At 71.3% G+C, this 12,731-nt stretch carries 15 protein-coding genes; 2 read left to right on the top strand and 13 right to left on the bottom strand.

Annotation, left to right across the window (positions count from 1 at the left end):
- Window positions 1-38: 38 nt before the first annotated feature.
- The 7 genes from ACGFQC_RS14050 to ACGFQC_RS14020 all read right to left on the bottom strand — a co-directional run bounded on the left by ACGFQC_RS14050 (window position 39) and on the right by ACGFQC_RS14020 (window position 5,282).
- Window positions 39-1,145 carry a hypothetical protein gene (locus ACGFQC_RS14050; RefSeq protein ID WP_363087804.1) on the bottom strand — a complete coding sequence of 369 codons (1,107 nt, stop codon included), beginning with the start codon at window positions 1,143-1,145 and terminating at the stop codon, window positions 39-41.
- Window positions 1,138-1,881, bottom strand: a complete 744-nt coding sequence (locus ACGFQC_RS14045; protein ID WP_363087805.1) for a glycosyltransferase — start codon at window positions 1,879-1,881, stop codon at window positions 1,138-1,140. The genes ACGFQC_RS14050 and ACGFQC_RS14045 overlap by 8 nt, the downstream gene beginning before the upstream one ends.
- Before the next feature lie 50 nt (window positions 1,882-1,931).
- Complete coding sequence (locus ACGFQC_RS14040; RefSeq protein ID WP_363088060.1) at window positions 1,932-2,432, bottom strand: hypothetical protein; 501 nt, start codon at window positions 2,430-2,432, stop codon at window positions 1,932-1,934.
- Between the two features lie 146 nt (window positions 2,433-2,578).
- Window positions 2,579-2,728: a hypothetical protein gene (locus tag ACGFQC_RS14035; RefSeq protein WP_363088067.1), complete on the bottom strand. Its 150-nt coding sequence runs from the start codon at window positions 2,726-2,728 to the stop codon at window positions 2,579-2,581.
- Between the two features lie 216 nt (window positions 2,729-2,944).
- Window positions 2,945-3,373 carry a hypothetical protein gene (locus ACGFQC_RS14030; RefSeq protein ID WP_363087806.1) on the bottom strand — a complete coding sequence of 143 codons (429 nt, stop codon included), beginning with the start codon at window positions 3,371-3,373 and terminating at the stop codon, window positions 2,945-2,947.
- A 232-nt stretch (window positions 3,374-3,605) separates the two neighbouring features.
- Entirely contained in the window at window positions 3,606-4,514 is a 909-nt protein-coding gene (locus ACGFQC_RS14025; RefSeq protein WP_363087807.1) for a hypothetical protein, read from the bottom strand.
- Window positions 4,515-4,772: 258 nt separating this feature from the next.
- Window positions 4,773-5,282, bottom strand: a complete 510-nt coding sequence (locus tag ACGFQC_RS14020; protein WP_363087808.1) for a hypothetical protein — start codon at window positions 5,280-5,282, stop codon at window positions 4,773-4,775.
- A gap of 52 nt (window positions 5,283-5,334) precedes the next feature.
- On the opposite strand from ACGFQC_RS14020, the gene ACGFQC_RS14015 reads away from it, so the two are divergent.
- Both ACGFQC_RS14015 and ACGFQC_RS14010 read left to right on the top strand, forming a co-directional pair.
- The gene (locus ACGFQC_RS14015; RefSeq protein ID WP_363087809.1) at window positions 5,335-5,505 is read left to right on the top strand and encodes a hypothetical protein; all 171 of its coding nucleotides are present in this window, start codon (window positions 5,335-5,337) and stop codon (window positions 5,503-5,505) included.
- A gap of 347 nt (window positions 5,506-5,852) precedes the next feature.
- On the top strand, window positions 5,853-6,326 hold the full coding sequence (locus ACGFQC_RS14010) for a hypothetical protein (protein ID WP_363087810.1): 474 nt from the start codon (window positions 5,853-5,855) through the stop codon (window positions 6,324-6,326).
- 248 nt (window positions 6,327-6,574) lie between these two features.
- Here ACGFQC_RS14010 and ACGFQC_RS14005 read toward each other — a convergent pair whose 3' ends face one another.
- The 6 genes from ACGFQC_RS14005 to ACGFQC_RS13980 form a co-directional block, all read right to left on the bottom strand.
- Window positions 6,575-8,089: an ATP-binding protein gene (locus ACGFQC_RS14005; protein ID WP_363087811.1), complete on the bottom strand. Its 1,515-nt coding sequence runs from the start codon at window positions 8,087-8,089 to the stop codon at window positions 6,575-6,577.
- Window positions 8,090-8,117: 28 nt separating this feature from the next.
- Window positions 8,118-8,579, bottom strand: coding sequence for a DUF6238 family protein (locus tag ACGFQC_RS14000; protein ID WP_363087812.1), 462 nt, complete (start codon window positions 8,577-8,579; stop codon window positions 8,118-8,120).
- Window positions 8,580-8,686: 107 nt separating this feature from the next.
- Window positions 8,687-10,159 (bottom strand): SCO6880 family protein, encoded by a 1,473-nt coding sequence (locus ACGFQC_RS13995; protein WP_363087813.1) that lies wholly within the window; start codon window positions 10,157-10,159, stop codon window positions 8,687-8,689.
- An 81-nt stretch (window positions 10,160-10,240) separates the two neighbouring features.
- The gene (locus ACGFQC_RS13990; RefSeq protein ID WP_363087814.1) at window positions 10,241-11,611 is read right to left on the bottom strand and encodes an ATP-binding protein; all 1,371 of its coding nucleotides are present in this window, start codon (window positions 11,609-11,611) and stop codon (window positions 10,241-10,243) included.
- Between the two features lie 35 nt (window positions 11,612-11,646).
- Window positions 11,647-12,333 carry a hypothetical protein gene (locus ACGFQC_RS13985; protein ID WP_363087815.1) on the bottom strand — a complete coding sequence of 229 codons (687 nt, stop codon included), beginning with the start codon at window positions 12,331-12,333 and terminating at the stop codon, window positions 11,647-11,649.
- Entirely contained in the window at window positions 12,333-12,647 is a 315-nt protein-coding gene (locus tag ACGFQC_RS13980; protein WP_359911876.1) for a DUF6112 family protein, read from the bottom strand. The genes ACGFQC_RS13985 and ACGFQC_RS13980 overlap by 1 nt, the downstream gene beginning before the upstream one ends.
- Between the last annotated feature and the right edge of the window lie 84 nt (window positions 12,648-12,731).

The following is a 12,731-nucleotide window of genomic DNA, read 5'->3' as shown; positions in this document are numbered from 1 at the left end:
GGGGGCGTGCTTCTCCTGACGTGGTCAAGTGGCGGTGGTCAGTGGCCGCGCTGGGCGGGACGGGCGGTGGTGGTGGTGTGGGCCGCCGGGGCGGCGACGGGGAACGCGGGGTGAGGGTGGGTCGCGCTCAGCCGGGCCTGGCGCAGGAAGCGCTCGCCGTCGATGAGCCAGGTCTCGATGGCCGGCCACGCCCGGGCCCGGCGCTCCCGCAGGGTGAGCGAACCTTGGAGGACGCCTTCCAGGAGCGCCCTGACATCCAGGACCGCGTCGGTCAGGCGGGAGAGGGCCGCAGCGTCCTCGGGCCACGGGCTGCGGTCGGGGCGGCACCGGTTGAGCAGTGGCGGGGCGTGGTCGGCGACCGTGAGGAAGCGGTGCCAGGACCGGTCGAGGAACTCCTCGACCGCGGTGCCGAGAGCGGCGGCGTCCAGCGAGGTGGCGTCGCTGTAGCGGCCGGAGGCGACCATGCTCTGCCAGGTCTCGTGCTCGCCGCCGATCTCCTCGAGGGCGGCGGCGATGGCCGCGGTCTGGTGGCAATGGACGGCCTGCTCGTAAGCGGGCAGGTACCGGTCGGTAAGAGCCTTTGCCGCCTGGCCCGGAACTGGGGGCAGAGCGATGCTGCGCGGGGCGTGGGGGCCGGCGTAGCCCTCTTCGAAACCTTCGGGTGCGAAGGCGCCGACCAGATAGTCGAGGTGGCTGCCGGGGCGCTCGATGAACAGGAGCGTGGTGCCGTTGACGGTGTCGGTAAGGATGGCGGCATAGGGGATGCGCTCGCTCTGTAGGGCGCGGTCGAGTTCACCGCTGTCCCAGACCCAGGGCACGAGGTCTTCCTGCCAGGCGGGGTGGGAGTAGAGCCCCACCGACGCCTCCCAGGTACCGGGGAGCTGGCGGGCGAGGTCTGCGGCGGCGTCGCCGATGTAGCGCCGGCTGCTGGTGTGCACGCTGGTGCGGTGCCGTTGCGCGCAGCGGACCAGGCCGAGCACAGTGGCCCCGTTGCCGTCAGGGGGAAGGTGCCACGCACCCCCGTTGCTGCGCTGGAATCCGCTCTCGGCAAGGGCAGTGTCTGCCCACCTGCACTGCTCGCCCGAAGCGATGGCGACGATCCCGGACTCCCGGCTGTGGGACAGGATGATCTGCGCGTCAGCCATGGACCAGGTCTCCGGCGCCGTGGAAGAGGGCGCGCAGGCTCCGGCCGTAGGCCCAGGCGTGCTCGCGAGCCGCCGCCTCCAGCTGGTCGTACCCGACCTGGGCCGTCATCTGGCCGCCCCACTTGCGGTACCGGTACACCGGCGTGGGGAGCAGGATCCCGGGCGCGAGCGAGGCCACGCCCAGGGCCGCGCAGTAGTCCTCCCCCTGGACGAGACCGCCTATGGGCGCGGCGCGCACGAGGTCGGTACGGGCGAGGATCGTGGTCGGCCCGATGGGGATGGTGTCCGCCGGCGACTTCCAGTACGTCCACACCTCGCCGGCTTCGTGCCGGCCGGGCGGCGTGGGGCAGCGCCAGAGGGTGGTGGAGCCGTCGGGGTGGTGGTCCTCGCTCCACCCGGCGCACCAGCCGACGCCGGTCGACTCCAAGGTGTCCAGCCGGATGGCCATCGCGTTGTCGGTGAACTCGTCGTCATCATCGGCCCAGTTCAGATACGGAGTGCGGACCTGGGTGAGGGCGAGGTTGCGGGCGCAGGCGGCGCCGACCGGCCTGGGCAGCGCCAGGGTGCGGACGCGGGAGTCCTGCGCGAGCGGTGCCGGCAGTCGGTCCGGGGAGACGCCGTCGAGGGCGATCACGGCCTCCCAGGACACGGACTGCCGGGTGAGGCTGGCGTGCATGGCGCTGAGGTAGTCCAGCCGGTCCTCGCGCAGGTGGCTGGCGATGACGACGGTGATCAATGGCTTGGTGCGTGAGGGCAGGGGAAGCTCCGGGAAGCGTGAGTGGGGGTCTAGCGACGGCCGGCCGGGCGCGGGGTGCCGGTTTTCGCCGGGGAGCCGGTGGGGATGGTGCGCGGCGGTGTGCTGCGCGGGCCGGGCCGGGCTGGTGTCCAGGCGGCAGGGTGGTCGCTGAAGGCGGTGCTCGGGTCGGTGGACCAGTCCACGACCGGGCCGCGGTCCGCGTGGAGGAGGTTGAAGACCTCGATGCCGTGGGGGTGCAGGACGTGGCCCCACTGCACGTCCATGTCGTCGGCGTTCTCGTCGGTGACGGACATGCGCACCAGCGGGGAGCCGTCCGGGGTGACCAGGTGGTCCAGGGTGCGGCTGGGCCACTGCTCGCCGCCGATCAGTGCGTGCACGAGGGCGGGAGGGGCGTCGTCGAGGAGGTCGGTGCCCAACTCGTCCCAGCCGACGGTGACGTCGTCGATGAGGTGGCGGGACATGGCCTCCAGGTCGCGGCCGGAGCGGTGCTGGTAGGCGGCCAGGAGGAGGGGGAGGTGGTGGCTGGGCAGCCCGTCGAACTGGACGTGGATGCCGCTGTAGCCGGTGCCGGTGGTGGGGCGTGCGATGAAGGAATGGGTGGACAGGCGTATTCCAGGGGACGCGCGGAAGAGGCTGGGCTGCCGCGGGGAAGGACAGCGATCGGCCGTGCGAGGTCCTACGCGCGGTGCAGCTGGGTCGGGACCGGGGGGCCGGAGGCGTCGGTGCGGGCGCAGGTGTAGCCGATCAGGCGGGAGGGCTCGGCCTTCGCGGGGACGGTGGCGGCGTCGTTGCACACGAACGTGTACCGGATGGAGGTGCGAGGCACGTCGTGGAGCCAGGCCCGGTCGTCCTTGCTCGGGTTGAGCTGCAGGCCGGAGTTCGCGACGGTGTCGGTCTGGGTGTGCGTGTGGGAGAAGAGGACCAGTGCGCCGCCGTAAGCGGTCTTCAGGGCGTAGGCGTCCTCGTAGCGGTTGGGGGCTTCGTCGAAGACGGTGCTGGCCTGGCTCCCGAACCGGGTGCCGGCCTCGTCGTGGACCTTGATCTACCGCTTGCTCGCCTCGGTCGGCGTGAAGGCCTTCGTCCCGGTACGCGTGCCGCCCGTGGCGAAGTTGTCGAGCACGGCCGTGCGCAGCAGGTCGGCGTCGGCGGCCAGCTGCTTGTTGCCGTCGGCGGCGACGGCCGTCGCGTACCCCTCGCGGTCAAGGGCGATCTTCGGCAGCTTCGGGCTGTCGAGATCGACGACGGAGACCATCTCCCACCGCTTGTGCTGGGGGCGTTCGGCGAACACGGCCAGTCGAGAGGGGGCCTTGCCGGGGTGGGCCGACAGCGCCGCGGCGAACCAGTGGTTCTGCCCGCCGACCTGGCGGGGGATGTACAGCTTGGCGTGGGCCGAGTCGTAGGACGACTGCTTGTACGGCTCGCGGTCCTTGGCGGGGAGTCCTTCGGTCTCGGTGTAGTCCGAGAGGGACATCGCCTACAGCGGGCCGTCTTCGACCGTGTCGAGCTGGTTCCGGTCGCGGTCGGCGTTGGCCTCGTTGTTGATCTTTGAGTAGCGGGTGATGACGTCGCGGGCCTGGGTGGCGCCGTCTTCGCCGGCGCAGCCGGTGAGAGCCAGGGCGAGGCAGACGGTTGCGGTGAGCAGGGGGATGGTGCGGTGAGCGGTGCGGATCAGGGCTCCAAGGGATCCGCTGGGCGGAAGGGGATCAGCGAGTGCGGCGGCTCGTAGATGCCGTGGGTGATGCCGGGAGGAGGGACGGTGCCCGGGCGGGGGCGGCCCGCGGGGCGGGCGTGAGTGGTGTCAGGGCTCGCATCCGGTCCTCGGCCACGTGCAGGATCTCACCGAGCTGGCGGATCTCGGCGGCGGCGTCGGCGAGGTCGTAGGACAGGTCGAAGCCGTCGTCCTCCTCGGCTTCCTTGGCCTTCTCGCCAGCTGCTTCGAAGAACTCTCCGAGCTGCGCCAGCAGACCGTCGGTGGGCTCCAAGATCTGGTGCAGCAGGGCGGCGGCATCCGCGTGCGACTCGGCTCCGTTGAGCCGGTCGGTCAGCGCGCGCATGGCATCGCCGTAAACGTAGGCAGCGCCACGCTCCGGTGTGCCGGGGGTGTCCTGGGCCGGAGGCGTCGGCTGGACCGGGGTCGGGTGAGCGCTTGCGTGGGTCGTGGCGGGGGCCGGGAGGAGGCCGAGCTGGCCGAGGCGGTGGTCGATCGCCGCGATCAGGGGTACGGCGCTGCCGCCGTGGCGGGCTTCGGGCCGCTGGTTGGCGCCGGGGTCGTCGCAGGGAACCGAGTCGTAGAGAACCTCGTACTCCGTGACGACGTAGGGATCCTCGCGGGTGACGATCCAGCCCTCGGGGTCTCCGGGACGGCGTTCGGAGGGAGGCTCCTGCGGTGGGCCGATGGTCAGGTAGCTGTCGTCGGGGAGCGAGACGCGCACGATGTAGGCGCTGAGGCCGAACTCGATGTCGCAGGGCAGTCCGCGGGCACGTAGCGGTGTGGTGATGTGCGTGTGGCGACGCCACAGCTCCTGCCACCATCGTTCCCCCACATTGCGGTGGTCGGGCAGCGGTGCAAGGGTTGTGCGGGCGTCCACGAGGTCCGGCTCGTCAGCGGCCACGGCTCCTCCTCCGGGACGCCGGCCGGTGTCGCGGAGCCGGACGGCGGGTGAAGTCGGTCTCCGGCACCTGGTGCGAGTCGAGTTCGCAGGCGCCGCAGGCCACGCTCAAGTCGTGCTCCATCTCGGCATCGCGGTCGGCGAGCTGTGCCATGAGGTCGTCGTGTTCGGTCTGGCGGCGCCGGGCTTCGGCCCATTCGGCGGCATTCTCGTGAGGGGGTCGGGCCAAGGGGACTCCGGGTGTGGGGGCGGGGCTGGGAGCTACCGGCGCGGCGCGGTACCGGGCGGCGGGGGAGAGGGCGGCGGGCCTGCGGTAGTCCCCTGCGGGAGGCCGGTCGAGGTCTCAGGGGCCGGGTCGTAGGCGATCCGTAGCCTGTTCACGCCAGCTTCGTCGGCAAGGGCCAGGACCGACAAGGCCCGGCTGGCCGCTGTCATCAGCAGGTTCGAGGGTGACCCCTTGGCCGCGCCGCGGTTCTCCTGTTTCCACCGGGCAGCCGCGGCGAGGTAGTCGCTCAGGGCGCGCAGTGCGGGTTCGGCGGCATCCAGGACGTGGTCGGTGACCGCGTCCATCTCCGCCGGGGTCTGGGCCGCGGCGAGAGCGTTCAGGTACGGGGTGAGGTCGGGTGCCTGCCAGGAGTGGTCGGGCAGCGGGTGCGCGGTGCGGAAGCGCGCTGCGTCGCGTCGTGCCCACCGCTTCAGGTCGCCGCGGGTGGCGAGGTTGTAACGGGCCGCATGGATCTGATCGGCGTCACAGCCGGCGTTGTCGTACAAGTCGAAGTCTGGGTCACGCGAGATGATGAGGTAGTCCCTCGAGCGTTCGTCGGTGTCGGGGAAGTCTTCGGGTCCGGGCCTGCTGGACGTGGAAGCCGGCTGCGTCGAGGAAGGCGAGGGCAGATGGCGCTCCTCGACGGGGCGAGCCGTATGCGTCTCGGTCACCGACGAGTACGGCGAGCAGCTGCTGACGGTGTGGAAATGGCACGCGGGCTGGGGGTGATGGTGGGCCCGTCCGCTGTCACCTGGCGGTAGGCAGCGAGGGCTTCTCTAAGAGTGCATTCTCGTGCCGCTCGGGTCGCTTTCGTGGTACCTCATTGTTCCACCATCCGTAAAATAGGACTCCTGTGAGAACAAGTGCCCCCAAGACGGCCCCGGTTACGTGTCCGACAGGTGGCGGCAAGACCGCCACTCCCACATGCGCGAGAAGCCAGGGCTTCGGGAGCCTGGGCTCGGCTTCGACGCTGGTACCAGCGATCTGACTGGGCGCGTCATACCGCCGTTCTCGCTGCGGTGGTCGCAGCCGCGAGCCTGGCCATCACAGCGTGGGGGACGTACAAGGCGGCTCAAGTGGCTGACGACCAGCTCGCGCAGTCCAAGGAGGACGGCGAGAAGGAGCAGCGAGCCGCAGCCTCACGCGTAACGTGGTGGGGAGACGGCGGTGAGAGCATCACCGTGGCCAATCGGACTCTGGACCCGGTTTTGGTGACCATGTTCTTGCAGACCCGTGAGATGAAGGAACAGAAATCCAGCTGGGCCAACTACATCTATTTTGGGGTGGTGCCGCCCTGCACTTCCATATCGGTGCCGGAAGCTGCTGTCAAAGATGAGGCCACCCGCCGCAACCCTGGGGAAGACTGGCTTCTGAGAGGAGTCCACTTCGTCTTGTCGGATGGCACCTTCTGGGTCCGCCACGCCAGCAATCGCGCACTGGCCGCGACCGAAGTACCGCTACCTACAGGGCTGGCCAATCCGAAACAGCCGGGCGGGTTAATTGCGGATCCCGATGCGACGACGATTCGAATGGAGCAGTGCAGAAGCTGACCATGATCAAAGGCTGTCCAGCAACGATCGGTTTGCGTTTTCGGCCGCATGGCGTGTGCGGGATGTGGTCACGCTCGGGGGCGCTCTGTATCGGGCTCACGGCCTGTCAGGCGGCTGTCCCGCCCGCGTTGCGGATGGTGACGTAGTCCGCGTCGTCGATGCCCTCGTGAAGGACGGCTTTGATCGAGGGCGCGATACTGGCCATGTCGACGCGGGCCTGTTCCCCCTCTGGGGAACTCGACGCCGTGTCAGTGCATGCGGGCGTCGGTGTCGAAGAGGGCCAGTTCGTGGCTGTGGAGGAGGTGCTGAACGATGAAGCTGCGTCCAGCGACCTTCCACAGGCCCCGGCCGCGGTTGAGGTGGGCGATGGCGTCCATCTCGACGGAGGTGAGGCCGAGGAGGGGGGCGGCAGCGTGGAGCTGGTCGGTTTCCTGGCGGTAGATGATCCGGGTGGAGCAGTCGGCGAGGAGGCCCTCGGCGAGGGCGCGTCCCTGTGATCCGGCGTCGCCGGCGGTGAGAAGGTCGGAGAGCCGGTGGATCACCATCAGGTTTGCGATGCCCAGGCCGCGGGAGAGCTTCCACTGGGCCTGCATGCGCTGGAGCAGGCCGACGTGGCGCATCAGGCGCCAGGCTTCGTCGTAGACGATCCAGCGTCGGCCGCCGTCGGGGTCGGAGAGGGCGCTCTCCATCCAGGCGGAGGCGCAGGTCATCGCCAGGACCAGCGCGGTGTCGTCGCCGGAGCCGCCGAGGCGGGAGAGGTCGATGGTGAGCATCGGCGCGGTCGGGTCGAAGCCCACGGTGGAGGGCGCGTCGAACATGCCCGCCAGGTCGCCGAAGACGAGGCGGCGCATGGCGTGGGCGAGGTCGCGGGCGGCGTCGCCGAGCCGCCCCGACATCATCCCGGCGGCCTCATCGAGGGCGTCGGGGTCGTTGAGCGTGGCGGCGATGTCGCCGAGGAGCGGGGTGCGGCCGGTGGCGTCGGCACGGGTGACGACGGCGTCGAGGGCGACGTCGAGGGCGGTGTGCTCCATGGGCATCAGGTCTCTGCCCAGGACGGTGCGGGCCAAGGAGCCGAGCAGGAGCAGTCGCCGCTTGCGGATCTCCCCGGCCCAGTCCGCCTCGGAGATGCTCGCTGGTCGCGGGGCTGCGTCCAGGGGGTTCAGCCGTCCGGGCAGGCCCGGGCCGAGGGCGACGGACCGTCCGCCGAGGGCTTGGGCCACGGGTGTCCATTCGCCCTTGGGGTCGCAGGGGACGTAGACGCGGTAGCCGAAGGCGATCGAGCGCAGCGCGAAGGACTTGGCGAGCGCGCTCTTGCCCTGGCCGATGACGCCGGCGAGCAGCAGGTTGGGGTTGGTGAAGCCCTCAACCTTGCCGTACAGGGCGAACGGGTCGAAGACGAAGCTCGCTTCGGCGTGGACGTCGCGGCCGATGTAGATGCCCTCGGCGCCGAGGCCGCCTTCGGCGAGGAAGGGGTACGCGCCGGCGGCCACCGCCGTGGTCATGCGGTGGGCGGGCAGCTTGAGTCGGTTCCCGCGGGCGGAGGCGGGGCCGGGGCGTCCGCCGGCCGGGTGGAGCGGGGCGGGCATCTCGTGTTCGGGGCTCGTGGCCTGGGCGGAGTGGGCGCCGGCTTCGGCGCGGGCCTTGGCGGTGGCTTCGGCGAGCTGGCGGCGGGCGGCCTTGCGGCTGGCGCGGTCGGTGCCGTGCGGGGTGAACAGCGGGGAGGCGGAGGCGCGGCGTGCGCGGCGGGCGGGCCGGTGGCTCATCGGGGGCCCTCGATTCTGCGGGTGGTGCTCATCGCACGCAGGTGGTGGTGTGCGTGCGGAGGTCGCTGGGGGTGGTCTTGCGGCGGACGATGTGTCCGGCGGCGAGGTGGCGCTGGCAGATCGTCAGCACCGGTGGGCCTTCGGGCAGTCGGTCGGGGCTGCAGGTGCTCTGTTCGGCGTCCGCTGCGGTGCCGGTGGGCAGCAGGTGGAAGGCGTTGTGGACGTTGCTGGTGGCCTGCCAGAGGTGGGTGTGCGCGGTGGCCAGGTGTCGGCCGGCGGCCGGGTGGGGCGGGCGGGTGTTCTTGGCGAGGCGGTCCAGAAGGTGGAGCAGGGCGGTGAGGTGGCCGTGGAGTGCGTCCAGGTGCTGCCGGTCGGCCGGCCGAGGCGGTAGGGCGTCCGGCGGGCGGAGGGCGCGGGTGTGGTGTCGGACTCCGGCGCTGGCTGCGCGCAGGTAGGGGTGCGCGTCCTCCGGGGATGCGGGGGAGGTCAAAGGTGGTGGTCCTTCCTGCCGGGCGGCAGGGGCGGCGACGGGTGCTCGTGTCGCGGATGAGCGAAGGGCTGTGGGCAGGGACGCCGGCCGGTGAACAGGGGGCGGGTTCACAGGGCGGTGCGGGCGAGGGGCAGTGCGCTTAGGGTGAAGGCGTCGGGTTGCTGGTAGTTGAGCCGTCGCAGGTCGACGCCGGAGGTGACGGCGTGGGTTTCGATCTGTGCGCAGGCGGCGTCCAGGAGGCCGTCGGTGTCGGCGGTGACGGTGACCAGGCCGGTCAGGGCCACGTCTGCGTGCCCGGCGATGAGCTGGCGCTCACGCTGCTTGACGTCGGCGTACTCGACGGAGTCTTCCTCGCTGTCGACCTGGCCGCGGCGGGAGCGTTCGTTGGCGTCGGCGATGATCGCGGCCTTCCGCCGCTGGACGTCGCGCAGCGCGGACTCCAGGGCCTGCGGAACGTAGATCAGGGAGAGGCTGCGGCGCACGCCGGCGGTGAACATGATCCCGTGCAGGAATCCGGCGCCCATCTCGGTGCGGGGCCAGTTCTCCACCCAGTACGTGGCGTGGCGGGCGCTGTCGGTGGCCAGGCGGTCGTACTCCTCGACCTGGACGACGGGCCCGGCGGCGGCCGGGTCGGCCTCGGCGCGGCCGGTCTCGGACCACTGCTGGAGGGCGGCGAGGGCGGCCGGGTCGTAGGCGGTGCGGATGACGGCGGCGATCTCCCTCGCGGTCAGCCACCCGGTGACCTGGAGGCCGGCGTTGCGGGCGGCCTGGGCGATGGAGGCGGTGGTCTGCTCCATGACGGTGAACGCCCCCGGCAGCCCGCCGCCGGCCTGGCTGATCAGGCGCCGGGCGGCCTTGAGGTCCAGGGAGATGGCGAGGTAGGTCTCGTGCGGTGCGGCGGCGGGTCCGGCGGAGGCGACCAGCTCGGAGTAGATCTGCCCGGCGACCGGGGTCTGGGGCTGGCCGTGGTGGGTCCAGTGGCGGGTGAGGGTGTCGCCGCTGTCGGGGACGGTGCGTTCCAGGACCTGCACGGTGGCGATGTGCCCGGTGCGGGCGATGCCCGCCAGCGCGCGGCCCCAGCTCGAGACGTTGTGGTTCTGCGTGGCGGGGTCCAGGAGGGCGAAGGCGCGGGAGCTGACGCGGGCGATGGCGGTCAGGGTCTGCTGGTGCGGGTCGTGGACGGCTGCGGCGCCGTTGGCGGAGTCGCCGGGGGTGACCACCTTCAGGGAGGCGGTGGTGCCGGGCAGGTGCAGGATGCCGTCCTGCCGTGGACGGGTGACGGGCCGGGCGAGCCAGAGCGTCTGACCGGTGCGGCGGCGGTGCGCGTAGCGGGTGACGATCGGCGCCCAGTCGATCAGGGATCGTCCGTGTCGGCGGATGGCGACGAGCGCGCCGGACGCCGCCCACAGAGGGGCCAGAGCGACGGCGCCGAGCAGTCCGGTGGAGATCACGGTCAGCAGTAGCACTGCCAGCGTGGCGGACACGAGCAGAAGTTGGGGCAGGGAGAGGCCGAGGAGGATGCCGCGGCGGGAACGGTGCGGGAACTTCACCGTGACCGGGGCGACGGACAGATCAGTCATGAAGTGGGTCCTGGAGGCGCGGGTGGAATCCGGGGGCGGGAGGTGCGGGGCACGTCCCGCCCCCGGTGTTCGGGCAGGGGGTCAGAGGCTGGTCGGAGGCGGCGGTGTGCTCGACCCGCTGGACGGGGCGTTCTGCGATCCGGAGGACGGGGGCGCGCCTTGGGGCGGTGGGGTGGTGGTCGGCGGCGTGGACTGCCACCCACCTCCCTGTCCGGAGGCGGCGTTCGTCCCGGCTCCACCCGGCCCGGGGCTGCCGCCCACCTGGCCGCTGGTGTCGTCGGACACGCTGGTCGGCGCGGGCTGGACGGCCTTCTCCAGTCCGGACTTGAGGGCGTTGCCACCGAGTGAGGCGCCTGTTCCGCCGCCCTGCGGGCCTTCCTTGCCTGCGTCGTCTCCGCCGGTCGGATTGGCCGCGATGTCGCCGGGGAAGCCTCCGCCGGCATCGGGACCCTGCGGTGCGGCGCCCGCTCCGGCGGCTGCGCCACCGGTACCTGCGGTGGCTGCGGCTGCGGCGGCCTTGCGGGCGGCCTTCTCGGCGTGGGCCTTGGCGATCTGGGCTCCGGCGCCGCCGGCACGGTGGATGGACTCGCCATCGGTGCCGTCCGCCGCCCAGTGCACGAACTTGAACACGGCGTACGGGCACAGCAGCACCAGGACCATGATCACGATGCCGGACATGACGTCGGCCAGGGCGGCGATGCCGTCCTTGGCCTCGGTCTTGCCCATGGCGGCGATACCGAGGACGAAGATCACGGTCATCAGGAGCTTGGAGACGACGAGGGTGGCGGTGGCTTCGATCCAGCCCTTGCGCCAGCGCCGGGCGGCCTCCCAGCCGCCGCTGGCGGAGGCGAAGACGGCGAGGGTGACCATGACGAGGATGCCGACCTTGCGGACCATCATCACGCACCAGTAGAGGAACGCGCCGATGGCGGCGCCAAGTCCGGCGACGACGGGCACGAGCCAGCCCAGGCCGGAGAGCGCGCCGATCTGGTTGACCTTGACGATGCGGCGCACGGCCGTCTCGATGTTCAGGTTGGCGGCCTTGAACAGTCCGTCGCTGATGGCGTCGACGACTTCGATGGCGACGGTGGTCAGGGAGATGGCGCAGAAGGCGAACAGGACGCCTGACATGGTGCCGGTGAAGGCTTGGGTGAGGGCTTGGCCGTCGCGTCGGATGGCGGCCCGGACCAGCTGTGCGGAGAAGGTGGCGACCAGCAGGACCAGGCCCAGGGGCAGCAGCATCTCGTAGTTGTCGACGAACCACGAGGCGTTCAGGTCGACCTTGGTGGTGGTGTTGACCGCCTCGGCGGCGAGATCGGCTGCTGCGGCGGCCAGTTCGCCGGCGGACTTCGCCATCCAGTCGCCGATGGCCTTGCCGGGGTCGGTGGCGAAGTCGACCGCGTCGCCGACGGCGCACAGCTTGTCCGCCAGGGGGAAGTCACAGAAACCCACGGGGTTGCTCCTCCTTTCGTGTGGTTAGGCGCGGGTCACTGCGTGACGTTCGGGGCGAGGGCGGCCAGGGCGCAGTCCTGGTTCGGGCGGCACTGCACGGCGAGGGTCAGGGCCCGTTCCTCGGCGCCGCCGCCGCCCTTCTTCCAGACGATCTGCTGCTTGCCGTTGACGGTGACGACGTAGATGTACGCCTCGGTGATCGCGGACGGATCGTCGGCGAGGGCCTGCTTGAACGCGGAGGGGTAGTGGCCCTCGGTGACGTGGGCGGTGGCGTGTTGGTCCTGGTCGGCCATCCGTGACCAGAGCACCGGGTCGGGGACCTGCTCGGAGACCGAGGTCCAGTCGGCGTACGTGGTCTCGGTGGTCATCCAGGTGTGCATGCCGGCGAGCTGCTGGTCGCGGCTGGTGTCGCGGGTGTCGTAGGACCACAGCATCTGGGCTGCTGCCTTGGCGTAGGCGACCGGTTCGGAGATCTGCGGCGGCTTGGGCACCGATCCTGACCCGGAGGAGGGCTCGGGGGCTGCCTCGGTCGCAGATGGGCTGCTGGTCGGAGCGGGGGCGGTGGTCGCTGGAGCCTGGTGGTCCTCCCCGCTGCCGGTCACGACGGCGACGACGCCGGCGAGGGCCAGCAGCGCGGCGACGACCACAGCGACGACGGCGATGCGCCGGTTCGCTGACCAGCCCGCACCGTAGGAGGAGAGGGAGGGGAGTCGGTTCTTCATCACTGGATCTGCGATCCGAGGTTGGAGAAGAAGGCGACCAGGCCGTTGGCGGCGCCCAGGCCCAGGGCGGCGCCCGCGGAAACCATGGCGCCCTTCTTGCCGTTGGCCTCGGCCTGGTGACCGCCGGTGTGGTGGCCCCAGGCCCACACACCGAGGGAGACGGCCAGGGCGCCGACGACGGCCACGATGCCGAAGAGATTGATCGAGCTGACGACGGTCTTCAGCACGCTCAGGCCGGGAAGGCCGCCGCCCTTGGGCGTGATGCCGGGGTCGTAGGCGAGCTGTATGACGCGGTCGGCGAGGGGGACATGCATAGGGGTGAGGAGGCTCCTTGCGTACGCGGGCCGAGCGAGGGCCGGTGAAAGGGGAAGCGGAGGGGCGCGGAACGGGGCCGCGAG

The organism is Streptomyces sp. NPDC048734 (genome assembly GCF_043198675.1).
In the GTDB taxonomy this organism is placed as follows: domain Bacteria; phylum Actinomycetota; class Actinomycetes; order Streptomycetales; family Streptomycetaceae; genus Streptomyces.
The sequence above is the reverse complement of the archived record's forward strand: the minus strand, read 5'-3'. Positions and strand labels throughout refer to the sequence as shown.